This window comes from Dechloromonas hortensis (assembly GCF_009469765.1).
GTDB lineage: Bacteria > Pseudomonadota > Gammaproteobacteria > Burkholderiales > Rhodocyclaceae > Azonexus > Azonexus hortensis.
The window spans coordinates 78,820-96,619 of the sequence record NZ_SSSQ01000002.1; the positions used below are offsets into that span (position 1 = coordinate 78,820).

The following is a 17,800-nucleotide window of genomic DNA, read 5'->3' on the forward strand; positions in this document are numbered from 1 at the left end:
TCTGTTTCAGAAGGTTCAGGCGCCGGCCGCCATGCCCTTGCGCAGCAGTTCGTCAACCAGTTCGTTGAGGTCGACCTGGCGGGCGGCGGCCAGGCTGCGGAGTTCGGCGGCCAGTTCGGCATCGAGCTTGACGGCGAAGGGGATCAGGCCTTTTGCCTGATCCAGCTTGCGCTGTTCCTTGCGGTCGAGGGCGGCGCCCTGGGCGAAACGGTCCGGCGTGCCGGCCTGTTTCATGCGGCTTTCGACCTTGTGGGCGAGGTTCTTGTAGAGATCGGTTTTTTTCATGGGGCTCTTCTATAAATTGTGGGGTGGAACCGGGCGGTCTTGCCCGCCTGCTTGCCGGTAACCCGGTTTTTGGCCTTTTTCAGGCGTCGACCGCCGGGGTGGGGTTCTGGGCGTATTCCTCGGGCTGGCGCCGGTGCAGGTCGCTGCCTGCCGAATAAGGTGAGGCGCGCAGTGTACGCGAAGGTCTGCCAAAGCCTGAGCGGAATCGTTTTTCTCGTCAGGGAAATGGACGCTGCGGCGTGTATTTCGTAAGCTCTCCGCTTTGTCAGACGCTGCCCAGGCAGCCTTTTCCGGAGAAACAGCATGACTCGTGACGCACAGTTCGAACAGGGCCTGCAGATGCGCCAGCAGGTGATGGGCGATGCCTTCGTCGACAAGGCCTTCGCCAATGTCGATGCCTTTACCGGACCACTGCAGGAATTCGTCACCCGCAACGCCTGGGGTACGACCTGGTGCAGCGACGGCCTTGACCTGAAAACGCGCAGCCTGCTCACCCTGTCGATGCTGACCGCGCTTGGCCGCGCCACCGAAATCAAGGGCCACGTCCGCGGTGCGATCAACAACGGCGCGACGATGCGGGAAATCCAGGAAGTCCTGCTGCACGCCGCCGTCTATTGCGGCATGCCGCTCGCTATCGACGCCTTCCGCTCGGCCCACGAAGTGCTCAAGGAAATGGGCCAGATCGAAGGCTGATCCAGCCTCAGCCGGGCGCCTTGCCGGTGCTTGCTTTACTGGTCGTCGTCGCTGGCGGCACGTAGTCGGGCACCTTGTTCTTCACCGCCGGTAGCGAGATCAGATAGGCGTAGATGGCGCGCAGGTCGTTCTCCGGCAGGCTGCCTACCGATTGCCAGGGCATTGGTGGCAGGATTGGCCGGGCGACGCCGACATGGCGACCGGTCCGCATGGCCTGGATGAAATCGCTTTCCCGCCATTTGCCGATGCCGGTTTCCCGGTCCGGCGTCAGGTTGGAGGCATAGGTGATGCCCCAGGGGCCGACAAAGGCCGTCATGCTGGCCGAGCCGGCCCAGTTCCAGGCCCCGTCTACCTTGGGCGGTGGCGGCAGCTTCAATTCTTCCGGATGGCCGGACAGGCCGCGGGCCATATCCTTCTCCGGTCCGTTGGCGCCCATTTTGAAAGGTGTATGGCAATCGACGCAGCCGCCGTAGGCGACCAGCCGGGCACCGCGCTTGATCAGCGCGTTATCGGCTTCGCCGGCTTGGGTGGTGGCAGGGAGGAAGCCGCTGGCCAGGGCGGCAAGGGCAAGGAAGGCGGTCTGTTTGGGGTTGGGGCGCATGATGTGATCTCCTGCTGTTTGTTGAAAATAGGGTAATCAGGCGGGCTGTGCTGCACACAGTCGGGCAGCGGCCGCGGCGATGGTCGCAGCCTGCGGCACGCTGGCCTGTTCCAGCGGATAGCTGGCGGCGATCGGCGCATCCGGCCCGCCGAGGCGGACGATCGGTGCCTTGAGGGAAGAAAAAGCCTGTTCGGCAACCAGGGCCGCGATTTCGGCACCGATGCCGCACAGGCGGTTGGCTTCGTGCACGACGACCAGTCGGCCGGTCTTGCCGACCGAGGTGAGGATGGCTGCCTCGTCGAGCGGCTTCAGGCTGCGCAGGTCGATGACCTCGGCGGCAATGCCTTGGCCGGCCAGGGTTTCGGCGGCCTGTTGGCAGTGCTGTACCGTCTTGCCGTAGGACACCAGGGTGACGTCCTGCCCATTGCGGAGAACGGTGGCACGGCCCAGCGGCAGGGTTTGCTCGTCGGCCGGCACTTCGCCGGGCTGATAGAGCAAGCCGATGTCGAGGAAGAAGAGTACCGGGTTGTCGTCGCGAATCGCCGACTTGAGCAGCGCCTTGGCATCGGCCGGGGTGCTCGGCATGACGACCTTGAGGCCGGGACTATGCACGAACCAGGCTTCGACATTGTGATTGTGCTGGGCGCCGACGCCCCAGCCGGCACCGGTCATCGCCAGCGTGACGAGCGGGAAGGAAAACTGGCCGCCGGACATGTAGCGCAGCTTGCCGGCGCTGTTCACCAGTTCGTCCATGGCATAGCAGAGAAAGGGCGCGAACAGCAGGTCGACCACCGGACGCAGGCCGGTCGCCGCGGCACCGACCGCCGTGCCGGCGATGATGCCCTCGGCAAGCGGCGTGTTGCGGACGCGCAGTCCGCCGAATTCGTCGACCAGTTCGCGGCGCTTGGTAGCGATGCCTTCGCCAAAGGCAATGACGCTGCTGTCGCGGCGCATTTCTTCGGTCAGTGCGGCGCCAACGGCATCGTATAGGGTCAGGGTAGGCATGATGGGGCGTTCCTCAGGCGTAGACATCGCGGCATAGTTCTTCCGCCGCAGGGAAGGGGGAGGCTTCGGCAAAGGCCTGGGCGACGGCGATCCGGGTGCTTACCCGGTCGGCCAGGGCGGCAGCCTGGGCCGGGGTCAGGCTGCCGTTGGCGAGCAGGCGATTCCGGCAGGCGGCGATCGGATCGCGGGCCAGCCAGGCGGCCAGTTCGGCCTGGTCGACGTAGCCCTGGTCGTCCGGCTCCAGGTGGCCACGGGTGCGGTAGGTGCAGGTTTCCAGCAGGTAGGGGCGCCGGCTGTCGCGCACTTCGGCGGCGGCCGCTTGTGCGGCGGCCAGTACCGCGAAGACATCGTTGCCCTCTACCGTCCGGGCCGGGATGCTGTAGGCGGCGGCCCAATCGGCGACGTGCTCGCGGCTCATCGCTTCGCGGCGATGGACGAAGGCCTGCCACTGGTTGTTCTCGCAAACGTAGAGGATCGGCAGGTTCCACAGCGCGGCCAGGTTGAGCGACTCGTGGAAGCTGCCTTCGCAGGCGGCGCCGTCGCCGAAGAAGCAGACGACGATGCCGGGTCGGCCGAGCATCGTTTGCGACAGGGCGACGCCTGGTGCCATCGAAAGCTCCGCGCCGACGATGGTCGAGGTCAGCACGACGCCGAGCTCCTTCGCCGAAATGTGCAGCGAACCGCTCCTGCCCTTGCAGTAGCCGTCGCGGCGCCCCATCACCTCGGCCAGCAGGCGGCCGGGGTCGGCGCCGCGAGCCAGCAGGTGGCCGGCGCTGCGGTGGTTGGTCAGGATCAGGTCGTCCGCCGCGAGGGCGTTGACGACGCCGACGGCCGCCGCTTCCTGGCCGACCGAGGTGCAGGTGCCGGGCATCTTGCCGGCAGCGCTGCCGCTGACGATGGACTCTTCGTAGGCGCGGATGAGCAGCATCTGTTCGAGCAGTTGCCGCGGATCGCTTGCCGGGTGGCTGGGCTTCATGACTTCTCCCGTCGTTGAGTGATGAGATGAAGTCTAGGCCGCCGAAAAACCCTCGCAAGAGGGCCCGGGCCTGCTTACGATTCTTTTAAGAAATGCTGAATGAAGATTTAAGAAAGGGGGGCTGCTCCCCCCGGAAATCAGCTTTCGAGCAGCGTCAGCGGGCGGTTCACGGCCAGGGAAAAACGCCCGCGCCCGGTCTTGCTCAAGCGGATGCCGGTGTCCCGTTCTTCCAGTCGGCGTTGCAGCAGCACGAGGCGGGCTTCGAGGTTGTCGCTGACGCCCGGCAGGCGAATGCGGGGATCGACACGCAGGCCTTTGTTGGTGAAGCTGGTGCGCCGGCGCTCGGCAAAATCACTCAGCAGCACCCAGAGGATGGCGCCGGCGACCCCCTTGATCAGGTAGTCGTCATCGAGAAAGATGCTGTCGTTGGCTGCGAAATGCCGCACTGCCAACGGTGGACCGCCGGTTGGCGGGCTGTCTTCCTCACTTGCCGCCGGCTCATCCGCGAAATCGTCGGCCTGCTGGTGGTGCAGCATGGCGAGGCCGAGCAGGGCGGCAAAGGCGACCAGCGCGTCTTCTTCATCGTAGCCAAAATGCAGGTCGGCCAGGCTTTCAACATAAAGCACGCCGAGCAGACGGCCGGCGGCGGTGATCGGCACCGCCATCTGGCTGGCCGCTTCCGGCAGGCCGGGCAGCGGAATGGCAGATTCCAGTGCATCGCCGTGACCATCGGCGGCGATGCTCGCCCGCACGCTGCGGCCATAGGCATACTCGCTGGTCATGAAGCCGATCCGGATCGGGCAGCGTTCGCGGGCACAGATGCCGATGACGCCGGCGCCAACCGGGATTTCCGAGCCGATGCCGGAAACCGGATAGCCGTGGCTGGCCAGCGTGTAGAGGCGACCGCGGCCCTCATCGTGCATGAGTAGCATCAGTTGCTCGATGCCGAATTCGTCGACCAGGCAATCGACGGCGGTTTCGAGCAGGCCTTCGAGATTGGTGCAACCGGCCAACCGGTTGGTGGCCCGGCGCAGCGCGGTCAGGTAATTCAGCGGCGGGGGCGGTGGGGCAATCGTTGGTCCGGCAACCTGCTCGATGGCCAGGATGCGGTAGATATCCGAACCGAGAAGCTGGAAGACCCCGGCCATGCCGGTATGCGAGGCGATGCCGGCGAGCTTGGCGCGCATCTGCTCGAAGAGCGGGCCGGCGGTTTCCGTGCGCAGGTATTTCAGCGTCAGCCGGTACTGGGCGGCGGTCAGATGACTGGTCAGCAGCAGGCGGACCGGCGAATCGGCCAGGATGTTCTGCCGCGTCCGGTTGAAGAACTGGTAGGAGAGCGCGACATGTGTGTTGTCGACGAACTGGACCTGCGACAGGTAGGCGAGATTGGGGGTGCCTTCGGTATCGCTGGTTGCGATGTGTCCGGGGATGATGCCCTCGAAGCATTCGCGGATCGTCTCGAGGCGGATGCTCACGGCTTCGCGTCCAGCGCTTCGCCGGCTTTCGGGCCGGGGGTCTGCGAAAAAGCGGCGACCGGGGTGTAAACGACCATCACCAGGTCATCCACCGTGTAGGCAAAGAGTGTACGGACGACCTCTTCCGGTAGGCCGAGCGGCAACACTTCGGCGACAAAGTCGGCGATATGGGCCTTGATGATCGGCAGATCGGCTACCTCGAAGGGCTGGATCCGGGCGTCGAGGCCTTTCAGCTGCAAGGTCCGGTTGCTGCTGGGCAGACTGAAGACATTGGCGACCCGGCTGCTGCGGCGGATGTTGTCGAGCAGTTCTGCCGACTGCGAGGGCTTGATGAACACGGCGACCTGGCGGCCGCCATCGACCAGTTTGCAGCCCAAGCCCCGGCTCATGCTCGGCAGGCGATCGCCGCCGCTGGCCGCCAGGCTGATGCTGACGCCGGTCTGGATAAAGGCGGCGTTGTCGCTATCCAACATGCTTGACCGTCAGCGCCCCATGCGCCGGTCGTAGGCGGCCGAAAAGCGGTCGCCCAGCCCCTGGTCCTGCGGGCTCAGGTTTTTCACGTCGAATTTCACCCGAAGGCTGCCATCCGCCTGCTGGAGCAGGTTGATGGTGACGCTCGCCGTATTGCGCTGGCCGAAAATCTGACCGGCGCTGCGGTCGGTCATCGAAACGTCGATCCCGACATCCTGGGCGGCGAGGATGGCTGCATTCCACGAGCGGTCGAAGCTGGCCGGCCGCGTCGTCGGCGTCGGCACGGGTTCATAGACGACGCAGCCGGCGAGCATGATGGTGAGCAGGATACAGTGCAGGAAATGGCGTAAGCGGAGCATGATTTTCTCCTCAAGCGGCCCAGGCCAGGGAGCCCGGGCAGGGGACAGCTCAGTACTTGATGTCGCGTGCCTGCTGGCGACCGTCCTGCTTGGTTTCCCGTTTGTCGTGACGGCAAGCAGCGTTGCTCTTCTGGTTGGCGGCGCGACAATCGACTTTTTCCTGACGCGCTTCCGGGCGGGTATCCTGCCGGGTATCTCGCGCTGCACGCCGTTGTTGCGCCTGCTCCGTCGCAACAACGGGATTGGCCACGATCAACAGGCTGCTGGCGACCAGTGCGCTGCCAAGCAATGATTGGACTACGGATTTCACGCTTTTCATTGTGTACCTCCGGGTTGTTTTGACATTCGCATCGCCAAGTCTGCCACAGCTGTTCTGCGAACGACAGCAATGGCTGTATGGAAAGAATCTTGATGCCATCCAATTATTCTGCCTGCAGGCCGGAAGCTTGTCGGCCAACGAGAACTGGCGTACAAGAGAATGTAGCCGTATTTTTATTGCTTGAGGAAGGATCATGCTGAATGCTGCCGTTTGCCTTGTCCTGCTGCTCGCTTCCGCCGGTGCACGGAGTGCCGACGGCAATAGTCTCGAACTCGGGCGGCAGGAGTACCTGAATAGCTGTGCCGTCTGTCACGGCAGCGATGGCCGGGGGCAAACGCCGAGGGCGGAACAGCTCAAGGTCGAGCCGGCCAATCTCCGACTATTGGCAAAAAGGAACGGCGGCGACTTTCCGACGGCCAGGGTTTACGAAACGATCGATGGCCGCCTGGCCGTCAAGGCCCACGGTGGCCGGGAAATGCCGGTCTGGGGGGCGCGCTACACTAGCGAAGCCGGGCCAGCCAATAACAATCATCCCTATCGGATGGAAGCTGAGGTCAGGGGGAGGATTCTGACCTTGATCGACTACCTGTATACGTTGCAGGATTAACCCTTGCCGCAGCGCCGGCCAACAAAAAAGGGGATGACCGTCACCGGACATCCCCTTGTCGTATTGGGCGACGCTAACGCCAATCAGGCGCGGCTCTGGATTTCCTCGATATAGCCGAGCATGCCGGTCTTCAGGTTGCCGGCATTGCCTTCGTCGGTGTCGATGTGCATGGCCAGGCGGAAGGCTGGATTCACGCGGACGACGACGTCGCCGAAGATCAGTTCGCGCTCACCTTCGACGCGGACGCGGACGACGTAGTTGTCACGCACCCGGAAGCGCATGGCGTCTTCCGGCGACATGTGGATATGGCGCTGGGCGCAGATCACGCCGCGCTCGATGGTCGACGTGCCATACGGGCCTTCGAGCGTGACGCCGGGCGTGCCGGTCAGGTCGCCGGACTGGCGGATCGGCGGCTGGACGCCGAGCTTGAACTGCTCGGTCATCGCGATTTCGACCTGGGTTTCCTTGCGGGTCGGGCCGAGGACGCGAACCTTGGCGATCCGTCCCTTGGGGCCGACCAGATGCACCTGTTCCTCGCAGGCATACTGGCCGGGCTGCGACAGTTCGTGCATCGGGGTCAGCTGATGGCCGGGGCCAAACAGCTTTTCGACATCGGCCTGCGACAGGTGCACGTGGTGCGCCGATATTTCGACCGGGATGGCCGGCGCTTCGTCGGCCTTGGCTTCGAGCAGCAACTGGTTGCGCTCGATGGCGCGCAGCGCTTCCCAGGCAACCAGGCGCTCGTCGTCGTTGGCGACGACGATGATCTTGACCGGCGAATCGTCGGCCGAAATGATGGCATAGGACGACAGGTGGCCGAGGTTGCGGTTCTTTTCCTCGTCCAGCTTGATGCCCATGTAGCCGAGACCCTGGCAGGCCAGGCTGCGTACGGTGGCACTGGTTTCGCCGATGTCGCCGGTAAAGGCAAGGACGTCGATGCCGCCCATCGCCGCGACGTAGGCGCCGATGTTCTTGCGCACCTGGTAGCAGAAGGCCTTGTGGGCAAGCAGGGCACGGTGATCGCCTTCCGCAGCCGCCGCCTCGATTTCGTGAATGTCGCTGGAAATGCCGGAGATGCCCTTGAGGCCGCTTTCGGTGTTGATCAGCGCCGAGAGCTGCTCGGGCGACATATTGTGCTGTTCCATCAGGTGGATCATCACCGCCGGGTCGATGCTGCCCGAGCGGCTGGGCATGATCAGGCCGTCGGTCGGCGTCATGCCCATCGTCGTGTCGATCGAGCGGCCGTGGTCGATGGCGCACAGCGAGGCGCCGATGCCGAGGTGGCAGGAAACGATTTCCAGCTCGCCGAGCGGGCGCTTCAGCACTTCTGCCGACTTCAGCGAAACATAGCGGTGCGAGGTGCCGTGGAAGCCGTAGCGGCGAATGCCGTGCTGCTTGTAGAGGTCGTAGGGCAGGCCGTAGAGGTAGGCGTAGGGCGCCAGCGTCTGGTGGAAGGCGGTGTCGAAGACGGCAACCTGCGGCACGCTCGGGAAGTGCTTCAGCGCGACGCGGATGCCGGCGACGTTGACCGGGTTGTGCAGCGGCGCGAAGACGGCGAGTTCCTCGATATCGGCGATCACCGACGGGGTGATGACGACCGAGCTGGAGAAGCGGTTGCCACCGTGCACGACGCGATGGCCGATGGCGGTGACGTCTTCCGGATGGAAGGTGAAGTGCGCGCCGAGCAGGGCGGTCGCTTCGGTCATCACGGCGAAAAGGTCGGAGAGCTTGAACGGAGCGTGCTCGATGGTCTTCTGCTGCGGACCGACGGTGACGGTGATGCGGGCGACCTGCTTGTCGGCATGGTCGATGATGCCGTGCACGTCGGCTCCACTTTCCTGCGTGTCGTAGATGCCGAAATGGATCTGGCTGATGCCGACGTTGAGGACGACGACCTTGCCCGGCTCGTTGGTCGACAGCGACAGCGCATACGGGTCGCTCGACTTGGCGACGGCGCGGGCCTGGGCGGTGACGATGTCCACCGACATGGCGCGGGTGCGGTCGGCGAGCAGCTTGGAGAGGTAGCCGACCGCCTTCGGGTTGGTCAGGATGTGGGTGTTGAAGACTTCCTGCGGGATCATCAGCACGAAGCAGCGATTGCCGGCGATGACGTCGGCGACGATACGGTCGCCGGTAAGCAGCGACATGACGCCGAAGACATCGCCGACGCCGAGCTGGCTGATCACCGAGCGGGTGCCGGTGTTGTCGGTCATCGAGATCTCGGCGTGGCCGCTGATCATGACGCCGATGAAACGGCCTTCGTCGCCGGTTTCGAGGATGGCTTCGTTGCCTTCGTAGGTTGCCAGGCGGGACTGGAGGACGATTTCCTCGACCTTGTCGGCCGGGAAGTTTTCGAACAGGCGCACCTGCTCCAGGAAGAAGCGCTTCAGATCGATTTCGCTCATGCTGTTTCTCGCTTAAAACGGTTTTTTATCGAAGAGAGCCTATCATTTTGCTGCGCTGCAGCAAACCCCCGTCATCAATAGTGCCTAATCTTTTTTAGGTATCTCGCTGGCGCTGGCCGGCCAGTCCATCGGCTTTCGCCAAACTGTCACCGTTTTCTGCCAAAATCCCTCCTTCAAACAACATCAAATCTGTGGATTCACCATGACCTACAAAGTCTTTGTCGACGGCCAGGAAGGCACTACCGGCCTGCAGATCAACGAATATCTCGCCAAGCGCGCCGACGTGACGCTGCTCAAGATCGATTCCGACAAGCGCAAGGATCTGGCCGAACGCAAGCGCCTGATCAACGAATCCGACGTTACTTTCCTGTGCCTGCCGGATGATGCGGCGATGGAATCGGTGGCGCTGGTCGATAACCCGAATACCTGCATCATCGACGCCTCGACTGCCCATCGCGTCAATCCGGCGTGGACTTTCGGCCTGCCCGAATTGGCCAAGGATCAGCGTGCCAAAATTCGCGCTTCGAAACGCATCGCCAACCCGGGTTGCCACGCCAGCGCTTTCATCCTCGCCCTCAAGCCGCTGGTTGCCGCCGGCCTGCTGCCGGTCGACACCCAGATCGCGGCCAATTCCATCACTGGCTATTCCGGCGGCGGCAAGAAGATGATCGCCGACTACGAGGCGGCCAGCGCCAGCCCGACGCAACTGAAGGCACCGCGTCCCTACGCCCTCGGCCTGGCCCACAAGCACCTGCCGGAAATGTGTGCCTACACCGGGTTGGCCGCAGCGCCCATCTTCCAGCCCATCGTCGGGCCGTTCTACAAGGGCCTGGCCGTAACCGCCTACCTGCATCCGAAGCAATTCACCCGCCCGGCCAGCCCGGCCGAGGTGCAGAAGATCCTCGCCGATTACTACGCCGACGAAGCCTTCATCCGCGTTGCGCCGCTCGATCTCGACGGCAACACCGATGGCGGCTTCTTCAATGTCGAAGCCTGCAACGACACCAACCGTGTGGACCTGTTCGTGTTCGGCAACGACGAGCGCATGCTGCTCATCGCCCGTCTCGACAACCTCGGCAAAGGCGCTTCGGGCGCCGCCGTGCAGGCGATGAACGTCCATCTTGGCGTTGAGGAAAGCCTCGGCCTGGTCTGAGTCTTCACTCCGTCGCCCCGAAAACCCGCCGTCTGGCGGGTTTTTTGTTGGGCGATCGGTGCTTGGCGCCGCATGGCAGCTGATACCGGCAGTTGTGCTTAAATGAGGGTGAGGAGGAGACGGCCATGCTGAAAACCTTGCTATCCATTCTGCTGCTGACTGTACTGACGGCCACTGCCAGTGCGCAGTCGATCAAGCCGGTTACGCTGGCCAAGGGGCTCGATCATCCGTGGGCGGTGGCCTTCCTGCCGGCCGGGCAGTTTCTCGTTTCCGAGCGGGGCGGGGCGCTCCGGGTCGTCCAGGCCAATGGCGAAGTCGGGCCGCCGCTCGATGGGTTGCCGGCAGTGGCGGCCGGCGGCCAGGGCGGTTTGCTCGATGTGATCCTCGACAGCGATTTCGCGCGCAACCGCAGCCTGTATTTTTGCTACTCAGAGCCGGCGGCGAGCGGCAGCGGGAACAGTACCGCGCTGGCCAGCGCCCGGCTGTCCAGCGATATGCGCCGGCTGGAAAGCGTACGCGTGCTCTTCAGCCAGCAACCGAAGGTCGCCAGCCAGTTGCACTTCGGTTGCCGCATCGTCGAGAGTAAAAATGCCGACGGCCGGCCGGATGGACTGCTCTACCTGACTTTGGGCGAACGCTACCGCCAGCGCGACGATGCCCAGTCATTGGACAACCACCACGGCAAGGTGGTGCGGATCGGCAAGGATGGCCGCGTACCGGCCGATAACCCCTTCGTTGGTCGGGCCGGGGCGCTGCCCGAAATCTGGAGCCTGGGCCATCGCAACCCCCAGGGTGCCGCCCTCAGCCCCGACGGCGTGCTCTGGATCCATGAGCACGGCCCGATGGGTGGTGACGAAATCAATCTGCCGCGGCCCGGGGCAAACTTTGGCTGGCCGCTGGTCAGTTTCGGCAAGAACTACAACTTCACCGCAGTCGGCGACGCCGGTACTGCCCGGTCAGGCACCGAGCCACCGCTCCATCAGTGGACGCCTTCCATCGCGCCTTCGGGCATGGCTTTTGTGAGCAGCGAGCGCTATGGCAAAGCCTGGGTCGGCAACTTGCTGGTCGGCTCGCTCAAATTCACTTACTTGGCCCGCCTGGAACTGACGCGCCCGTTCGAAGGCAAAGTGGTCAGGGAAACCCGGCTGCTCGAAGACCTGGGCGAACGCATCCGTGATGTGCGCCAGGGGCCGGATGGCTATCTCTACGTGGTGACGGACAGTGCCAACGGGCAACTGATCCGCCTGCTGCCGGCGCCCTGAGCTGGCGCGTCTCGCCAACCCTTGATTCCGGTCAATTCGCGGGATCAAGAGAGGCCCGTGCGTAGGGGGCTGGCGCGTTTTTGATCCCCATCAAGGCAGAAATTTACCCAGTGGCGACATTACGCCCTCTCCAATTTCAGTAAGGGTTCATCAAAATGAAAAAAGCGATTCATCTGGCAATGATGCTGGCCATCGGCTTCGGCGTCTCCGGCAAAGTCATGGCTGACGAGGCGCTGGCCAAGGCCAAGAACTGCATGGCATGTCATGCCATCGACAAGAAACTGGTCGGTCCGTCCTACAAGGATGTCGCCGCCAAGTACAAGGGCGATGCCGGTGCTGTCGACAAGCTGGCCGCCAAGGTCAAGGCGGGGGGCAAGGGCGCCTGGGGCGAAGTGCCGATGCCGCCGAACAACGTGACGCCTGATGAAGCGAAGAAGCTGGTGACCTGGATTCTGGCCCAGAAGTAAGGGCTGCCCTGGCTTCAAGCACAGACCGGCGGCCTGCCGGTCTTTTTTTTGCCTGCGCTGCGGGCGCGATGGGCTAGCGCAATTGATGCCGGTTCAGGCGGTCGACGTCGGGAATGCGGATCCGCTTCCCTTCCACTTGAATCAGGCCGAGATCGGTCAGTTCGTGCAGAATGCGGGAAAAATGCTCCTGCGTCAGATTGAGGCGGGAGGCAATGACCCCCTTGGTAACCGGCAGTTCGAGCAGCACGTTTTCGTTGCCGTAGCCGCCATCCTGCAGTTCATGCATCAGGTAGCCGATGATGCGCTGTTTGCCCGATTGCAGGGAGTAGCCCTCGACATCGAGCATCAGCTGATGCGTGCGCATGGCGAGGCCGCCCAGCATCTTGCGAACGAAGCCGTGATCGCGCGCCAGTTCGTCGAAGATCACCGACTTGGAGACATGCAGCAGCAGGCAGGGGGCCAGGGCATGCGCCGAGACAACGTAGGGCTTGTCGAGGAACATAATCGCTTCGCCGAAGCTCTGTCCCTGTTCAACCACTTCGACGATTTTTTCGACCCCTTGCGCGGAATTGAAGGAGAGCTTGATCTGCCCGTATACCAGGACATGAAAGCCGGTGCAGGGATCGCCGCGATGAAAAAGCGTCTCGCCCTTGTCGCAATGCACTTCCCGCGTCCCTTTGGCGATCTTGGCGATTTCATCGGGGCCGAGCCCATTGAACAACGCAATGTGGCTCAACAGGGTTTCGATATTGATCGGTTGATGGTCTCGCACGCTTTGTCCTTGAAAGAGGTTTGTCGGCCGCCCGGGAGTGGAAATCAGGGCTTATGCAAATCAAATTTTGATCCGCATCAAATATAGCAGAAGAGCAGGCTGACCTGTAATCCTCGCGATCCGGCCAGAAGCCGCTCCAGATCTTCCTCTTCCGGCTATAAGCAAAAAAGCCCGCCAAGGCGGCGGGCTGTCTGTTATCGCGGGCTTGGAATCAGCCCTTGACGTGCAGGCCGCACTCCTTGCTTTCCGGGTTTTCCCACCACCAGCGGCCGGAGCGGACATCCTCGCCGAGCGAGATGGCGCGGGTGCAGGGGGCGCAGCCGATGCTGGGGAAGAACTTGTCGTGCAGCGCGTTGTAGGGCACGGCGTTCTGCTTGATGTAGGTCCAGACTTCCTTTTCGGACCAGTCGGCGAGCGGGTTGAATTTCTCCAGGCCGTTGCCTTCGTCGAACTCGCGGAAAGCCAGGTTGCCCCGGGTGGCCGCCTGCTCGGCGCGCATGCCGGTGATCCAGGCCTTCTTGCCGGCCAGGGCACGCTTCAGCGGTTCGACCTTGCGGATGTAGCAGCAGGACTTGCGCAGTTCGATCGACTCGTAGAAGGCGTTGATGCCGTTGGCGCGAACGTAGTTTTCGACACCTTCGCTGTGCGGGAAATAGACTTTCAATTTCAGGCCGTAGTGCTTGTCCACCGCCGCCATCAGGTCGTAGGTTTCGAGCGGCAGGCGGCCGGTGTCGAGGCTGAAGATTTCGATTGGCAGGCCGGCCTTGACGATCAGGTCGGTCAGCACCATGTCTTCGGCGCCCAGGCTGTTGGCGAAGGTGGCCGGCGACCAGTTGCCGGCGATGTCGGCGAGCAGGGCTTGCACGGCCGCCGTCTTGGTGGCGACGCTGGCGGTCAGGGCGGGCGTGATGTTGAGCAGGCTCGGGGTCATGGCGAAATCAGGCGCGGCGGCGGAAGTAGGGTTGCGGCTGGTTGGTCGAGGTCTGGTAGGTGTCGCTGAAGCTGTTGAAGCCGGTTTCCAGCGCATAGACCGCGTTCTTGCCATCCTTCAGGGCGTAGCTGTCGAAGCCGACGCGGCGCATGAAGAACAGTTGATCGTGCAGGACGTCGCCGACGGCGCGCAGTTCGCCTTCGTAGCGGTAACGCTGGCGGAGCAGGCTGGCCGTCGAGTAGCCGCGGCCATCGACGAATTTCGGGAAATTGACAGCGATGACGATGAAGTATTCGAGATCGCCGGCAACGTCCTCAATCAGTTCGTCCGGCTGGATGAGCAGGCCGATGCGCTTGTGGCAGGAAATGATTTCGGTCTTGCGCGCCTGCCAGACGGCGAGCGGAAAGATGATGTCGCCAGCGGGCAGGGCGACGCTTTCCGGCGTTTCGCCTTCGGCCAATTCCAGCGTTTTCCAGGTGTCGACCGCAAGGGTGTCGTTCTTGATCAGCTGAGCCATTATGCAGCCTCCTTTTGTGCAGTCTTGGCCTTGCCGTGGGCGCGGCCTTCGTAAACGCGGTTCTTGAACGGGTCGAGGCCGATCCGATCGAAGGTGTCGAGGAAGCGTTCGTCGGCATGACGGCTTTCCAGATAGACCTTGATGATCTTGTCGACGACATCCGGCATTTCGTCGGCCGAGAACGACGGGCCGATTACCTTGCCGAGCCGGGCGTCGTTGCCCTGACGGCCGCCGAGCGTGACCTGATAGAACTCCGAATCGTTCTTGTCGACGCCGAGTACGCCGATGTGGCCGACGTGGTGGTGACCGCAGGCATTCATGCAGCCGGAGATATTGAGGTCGATTTCGCCGATGTCGAACAGGTAGTCGAGATCGTCGAAACGGGCCTGGATGGCGTTGGCGATGGGGATCGACTTGGCGTTCGCCAGGTCGCAGAAATCGCCGCCCGGGCAGCAGATCATACCGGTCAGCAGGCCGATGTTCGGGGTCGCCAGGCCGGCCGCCTTGGCTTTTTCCCAGACAGCCGGGAGGTCGGCCTTTTTGACGTCGGCCAGGATGATGTTTTGTTCGTGGCTGATGCGCAGCTCACCGAAGCTGTACTGGTCGGCCAGATCGGCGACAGCGGCCATTTGCGCCGAGGTGATGTCGCCCGGGGCGACGCCGTGCTGCTTCAGCGACAGGGTGACGGCAGCGTAGCCGGGCACCTTGTGCGGATGGGTGTTGCGGTCGACCCATTTGGTGAAGGCTTTTTCCGTCGGCAGGGCGACCTCGTCCTGCTTTTCGTAGTCCGGTGCGGTGAAGTGGGCGGCAACACGGTCGAATTCAGCTTGCGTCAGCGTCGCCGGGCCGTCCTTCATGTAGGCCCATTCGTCTTCGACCTGCTGGCTGAAGGCTTCGATGCCGGTCGCCTGGACGAGGATCTTGATACGTGCCTTGTAGGCGTTGTCACGGCGGCCAGCACGGTTGTACACGCGGAGGATGGCTTCGCAATAGGTCAGGATGTGCTGCCAGGGCAGGAATTCGCGCACGACCTGGCCGCGGATCGGGGTCCGGCCGAGGCCGCCGCCGACGATCACGGTGAAGCCGACCTGACCGTCCTGCTCCTTCAGATGCAGGCCGATATCGTGGAACCAGGTGACGGCACGGTCTTCCCGGGTGCCGGAAATGGCGATCTTGAACTTGCGCGGCAGGAAGGCGAATTCCGGGTGGAAGGTCGTCCATTCGCGGAGGATCTCGGCCAGCGGCCGGGGATCGATCACTTCGTCGGCGGCAACGCCGGCGAACGGGTCGGTGGTGATGTTGCGCAGGCAGTTGCCGGAGGTCTGGATGGCGTGCATCTCGACTTCGGCCAGTTCGGCCATGATTTCCGGCACATCCTCGATCTTCGGCCAGTTCAACTGCAGGTTGTGGCGGGTCGTGAAGTGGCCGTAACCGCGGTCGTACTTGGCGGCGACGTGGCCGAGCGTGCGCAGTTGGGCGGAATTCAGCATGCCGTAAGGTACGGCGATGCGGAACATCGGTGCATGGCGCTGGATGTAGAGACCGTTCTGCAGGCGCAGCGGGCGGAATTCGTCATCGGCCAGTTCGCCGGCTTTCCAGCGGCGGACCTGGTCACGGAACTGGGCGACCCGCTCGTTGATCAGCTGGCGGTCGATGGCATCGTATTTGTACATGAAACGTTCCTAACGTGAATCAGGCAAAGACCAGCTTGCTGCCGATCAGGATAAGCATGGAGGCCAGCAGGCGGCGGAGGATGTGCTCCGGCACCTTGGCGGAAACTTGCGTGCCGAGCCAGATGCCGGGCAGCGAGCCGAGCAGCAGGCTGCCGAGCAGCGACCAGTCGACCCCACCCAGCGCCCAGTGGCCGAGGCCGGCAACCAGTGTCAGCGGCACGGCGTGGGCGACATCGGATCCGACAATCTTGATGGGCGAAAGTTTGGGGTAAAGGAAGAAAAGGGCGGCGACGCCCAGGGCGCCGGCACCGACCGAGGAAATGGTGACGAGGACGCCGAGAATGGCGCCGACGACGACCGTGATTTTACCAAGGCAGCACTTGCGGAGCTCTGATTCGTCGTGCTGGCTGGCGTATTCGCGGAGTCTGCGGCCAAACAGGATGGCAATCGCGGTGAGCAGCAGCGCAAAACCGAGGCCGTGCGAAATGACGGCACCAATGACATTGCTGCCCTTCGGCAGTTGCGACAGGATCCACAGCGTAATCGCCGCGGCCGGGATGCTACCGAGGGCCAGGCGGCCGGTGATCGACCAGTCGATATGCCCTTTCTTGCCATGGGCGACGGTACCGCCGGCCTTGGTCAGCGCTGCGTAGAGCAGGTCGGTACCGACCGCGGTGGCCGGATTGACGCCGAACACCAGCACGAGCAGCGGCGTCATCAGCGAGCCGCCACCGACGCCGGTCAGGCCGACAATGGCGCCGACTGCAAAGCCGGAAAGGGTATAGAGATAATCCATGGGAGCGAATCCTACCGGGCTTCATTTGAAACAAAAAGAATATTGGGTTAGATTGTTATATCGTTCAGTTATTAAGTGCGACCATGAAGCTTCAGCAACTGCGTTACATCGTCGAAATCCAGCGCCAGGGGCTGAACGTCTCTGAGGCGGCGGAGTCGCTCTATACCTCGCAGCCGGGCATTTCAAAGCAGGTCAAGCTGCTCGAAGACGAGTTGGGGGTCGCCATTTTCGAGCGTAGTGGCAAGCGCTTCACCGGCATTACCGAGCCGGGCAAAAGCGTGCTGTCGATTGCCGAAAAGATCCTCCGCGAAGCCGATAACCTGAAGCGGGCTGCTGCCGAGTTTTCCACGGGCGACAGCGGGCGGTTGGTGCTGGCCGCGACCCATACCCAGGCACGCTACGCCCTGCCGGTCGTGGTTCGCGATTTCGTCGCCCAGCACCCAAGCGTCAAGCTGGAGATGCATCAGGGCAGCCCGACCCAGATCGCCGAATGGGTGGCGGCCGGCGAGGCGGACATCGGCATCGCCACCGAGTCGCTCGACCAGTATGCGCAACTCGTCACGCTGCCGGTGCGCCAGTGGAGCCATTGCGTCATTGCGCCCGAAGGCCACGCGATTCTCAAGTCGCAACCCTTGTCACTGCATGAACTGGCGCGCTGGCCGCTGATTACCTACGACTCGGCCTTTACCGGCCGTTCGCGGATCAATCGCGCCTTCGAGCGGATCGGTACCCAGCCCAACATCGCGCTGACCGCACTCGATGCCGACGTGATCAAGACCTACGTCAGCCTCGGCCTCGGCTTGGGCATCATTTCGGCGCTGGCCTTCGACGCCCAGCGCGACAGCGGTCTGGTCGCCATCGATGCGGCGCATCTATTCGAATCGAATACGACGCGGCTGGCCTTGCGGCGCGGCACTTTTCTGCGCCGTTATGACTACGATCTGATCGCGCTATTTGCGCCGCACCTGACCCGGCGCGTCGTCGAAATGGCCATGCAGGGCGGGGGCGACGAGTATCAGCTATGACTTTAGTC

The 17,800-nt window shown here is 63.1% G+C and carries 20 protein-coding genes; 6 read left to right on the plus strand and 14 right to left on the minus strand.

Going from position 1 to position 17,800, the window contains the following annotated elements; translation table 11 throughout:
• Positions 1–15 precede the first annotated feature (15 nt).
• The gene (locus tag GH663_RS03720) at positions 16–285 is read right to left on the minus strand and encodes a hypothetical protein (protein WP_153130356.1); all 270 of its coding nucleotides are present in this window, start codon (positions 283–285) and stop codon (positions 16–18) included.
• Positions 286–588: 303 nt separating this feature from the next.
• Between GH663_RS03720 and pcaC the strand changes: the two genes are divergently transcribed.
• Positions 589–978, plus strand: coding sequence for a 4-carboxymuconolactone decarboxylase (gene pcaC / locus GH663_RS03725; protein ID WP_153130357.1), 390 nt, complete (start codon positions 589–591; stop codon positions 976–978).
• A 7-nt stretch (positions 979–985) separates the two neighbouring features.
• Here pcaC and GH663_RS03730 read toward each other — a convergent pair whose 3' ends face one another.
• From GH663_RS03730 to GH663_RS03760, 7 genes are all read right to left on the minus strand, one after another.
• Positions 986–1,579 carry a diheme cytochrome c-553 gene (locus tag GH663_RS03730; RefSeq protein WP_153130358.1) on the minus strand — a complete coding sequence of 198 codons (594 nt, stop codon included), beginning with the start codon at positions 1,577–1,579 and terminating at the stop codon, positions 986–988.
• Positions 1,580–1,615: 36 nt separating this feature from the next.
• Positions 1,616–2,584 (minus strand): alpha-ketoacid dehydrogenase subunit beta, encoded by a 969-nt coding sequence (locus tag GH663_RS03735; protein WP_153130359.1) that lies wholly within the window; start codon positions 2,582–2,584, stop codon positions 1,616–1,618.
• A 13-nt stretch (positions 2,585–2,597) separates the two neighbouring features.
• A complete protein-coding gene (locus GH663_RS03740; RefSeq protein ID WP_153130360.1) occupies positions 2,598–3,560 on the minus strand; it encodes a thiamine pyrophosphate-dependent dehydrogenase E1 component subunit alpha in 963 nt (320 codons plus the stop codon).
• A gap of 137 nt (positions 3,561–3,697) precedes the next feature.
• Entirely contained in the window at positions 3,698–5,035 is a 1,338-nt protein-coding gene (locus GH663_RS03745; RefSeq protein ID WP_153130361.1) for a GAF domain-containing protein, read from the minus strand.
• Positions 5,032–5,508, minus strand: a complete 477-nt coding sequence (locus GH663_RS03750; RefSeq protein WP_153130362.1) for a hypothetical protein — start codon at positions 5,506–5,508, stop codon at positions 5,032–5,034. Before GH663_RS03750 ends, GH663_RS03745 begins: the two co-directional genes overlap by 4 nt.
• Before the next feature lie 9 nt (positions 5,509–5,517).
• Positions 5,518–5,865 (minus strand): hypothetical protein, encoded by a 348-nt coding sequence (locus GH663_RS03755; protein ID WP_153130363.1) that lies wholly within the window; start codon positions 5,863–5,865, stop codon positions 5,518–5,520.
• A 49-nt stretch (positions 5,866–5,914) separates the two neighbouring features.
• Positions 5,915–6,184, minus strand: coding sequence for a hypothetical protein (locus GH663_RS03760; RefSeq protein ID WP_153130364.1), 270 nt, complete (start codon positions 6,182–6,184; stop codon positions 5,915–5,917).
• A 193-nt stretch (positions 6,185–6,377) separates the two neighbouring features.
• Between GH663_RS03760 and GH663_RS03765 the strand changes: the two genes are divergently transcribed.
• On the plus strand, positions 6,378–6,791 hold the full coding sequence (locus tag GH663_RS03765; RefSeq protein WP_153130365.1) for a c-type cytochrome: 414 nt from the start codon (positions 6,378–6,380) through the stop codon (positions 6,789–6,791).
• 83 nt (positions 6,792–6,874) lie between these two features.
• Here GH663_RS03765 and GH663_RS03770 read toward each other — a convergent pair whose 3' ends face one another.
• The gene (locus GH663_RS03770; RefSeq protein WP_153130366.1) at positions 6,875–9,196 is read right to left on the minus strand and encodes an acetate/propionate family kinase; all 2,322 of its coding nucleotides are present in this window, start codon (positions 9,194–9,196) and stop codon (positions 6,875–6,877) included.
• Positions 9,197–9,398: 202 nt separating this feature from the next.
• Between GH663_RS03770 and argC the strand changes: the two genes are divergently transcribed.
• The 3 genes from argC (at position 9,399) to GH663_RS03785 (ending at position 12,078) form a co-directional block, all read left to right on the plus strand.
• On the plus strand, positions 9,399–10,349 hold the full coding sequence (gene argC, locus GH663_RS03775; RefSeq protein WP_153130367.1) for an N-acetyl-gamma-glutamyl-phosphate reductase: 951 nt from the start codon (positions 9,399–9,401) through the stop codon (positions 10,347–10,349).
• 125 nt (positions 10,350–10,474) lie between these two features.
• Positions 10,475–11,611: a PQQ-dependent sugar dehydrogenase gene (locus GH663_RS03780; RefSeq protein ID WP_153130368.1), complete on the plus strand. Its 1,137-nt coding sequence runs from the start codon at positions 10,475–10,477 to the stop codon at positions 11,609–11,611.
• A gap of 179 nt (positions 11,612–11,790) precedes the next feature.
• On the plus strand, positions 11,791–12,078 hold the full coding sequence (locus GH663_RS03785; RefSeq protein WP_246181512.1) for a c-type cytochrome: 288 nt from the start codon (positions 11,791–11,793) through the stop codon (positions 12,076–12,078).
• Between the two features lie 73 nt (positions 12,079–12,151).
• On the opposite strand, the gene GH663_RS03790 is transcribed toward GH663_RS03785, so the two are convergent.
• The 5 genes from GH663_RS03790 to GH663_RS03810 form a co-directional block, all read right to left on the minus strand.
• The gene (locus GH663_RS03790) at positions 12,152–12,850 is read right to left on the minus strand and encodes a Crp/Fnr family transcriptional regulator (RefSeq protein ID WP_153130370.1); all 699 of its coding nucleotides are present in this window, start codon (positions 12,848–12,850) and stop codon (positions 12,152–12,154) included.
• 211 nt (positions 12,851–13,061) lie between these two features.
• Positions 13,062–13,781: a phosphoadenylyl-sulfate reductase gene (locus GH663_RS03795; protein WP_153130371.1), complete on the minus strand. Its 720-nt coding sequence runs from the start codon at positions 13,779–13,781 to the stop codon at positions 13,062–13,064.
• Between the two features lie 7 nt (positions 13,782–13,788).
• Positions 13,789–14,298: a DUF934 domain-containing protein gene (locus tag GH663_RS03800; RefSeq protein WP_153130372.1), complete on the minus strand. Its 510-nt coding sequence runs from the start codon at positions 14,296–14,298 to the stop codon at positions 13,789–13,791.
• The gene (locus tag GH663_RS03805) at positions 14,298–15,971 is read right to left on the minus strand and encodes a nitrite/sulfite reductase (protein WP_153130373.1); all 1,674 of its coding nucleotides are present in this window, start codon (positions 15,969–15,971) and stop codon (positions 14,298–14,300) included. The genes GH663_RS03800 and GH663_RS03805 overlap by 1 nt, the downstream gene beginning before the upstream one ends.
• 19 nt (positions 15,972–15,990) lie before the next feature.
• Positions 15,991–16,767, minus strand: coding sequence for a sulfite exporter TauE/SafE family protein (locus tag GH663_RS03810; RefSeq protein ID WP_153130374.1), 777 nt, complete (start codon positions 16,765–16,767; stop codon positions 15,991–15,993).
• 83 nt (positions 16,768–16,850) lie between these two features.
• Here GH663_RS03810 and GH663_RS03815 point away from each other — a divergent pair, with 83 nt between their 5' ends.
• Entirely contained in the window at positions 16,851–17,792 is a 942-nt protein-coding gene (locus GH663_RS03815; protein ID WP_066880199.1) for a CysB family HTH-type transcriptional regulator, read from the plus strand.
• Positions 17,793–17,800 lie beyond the last annotated feature (8 nt).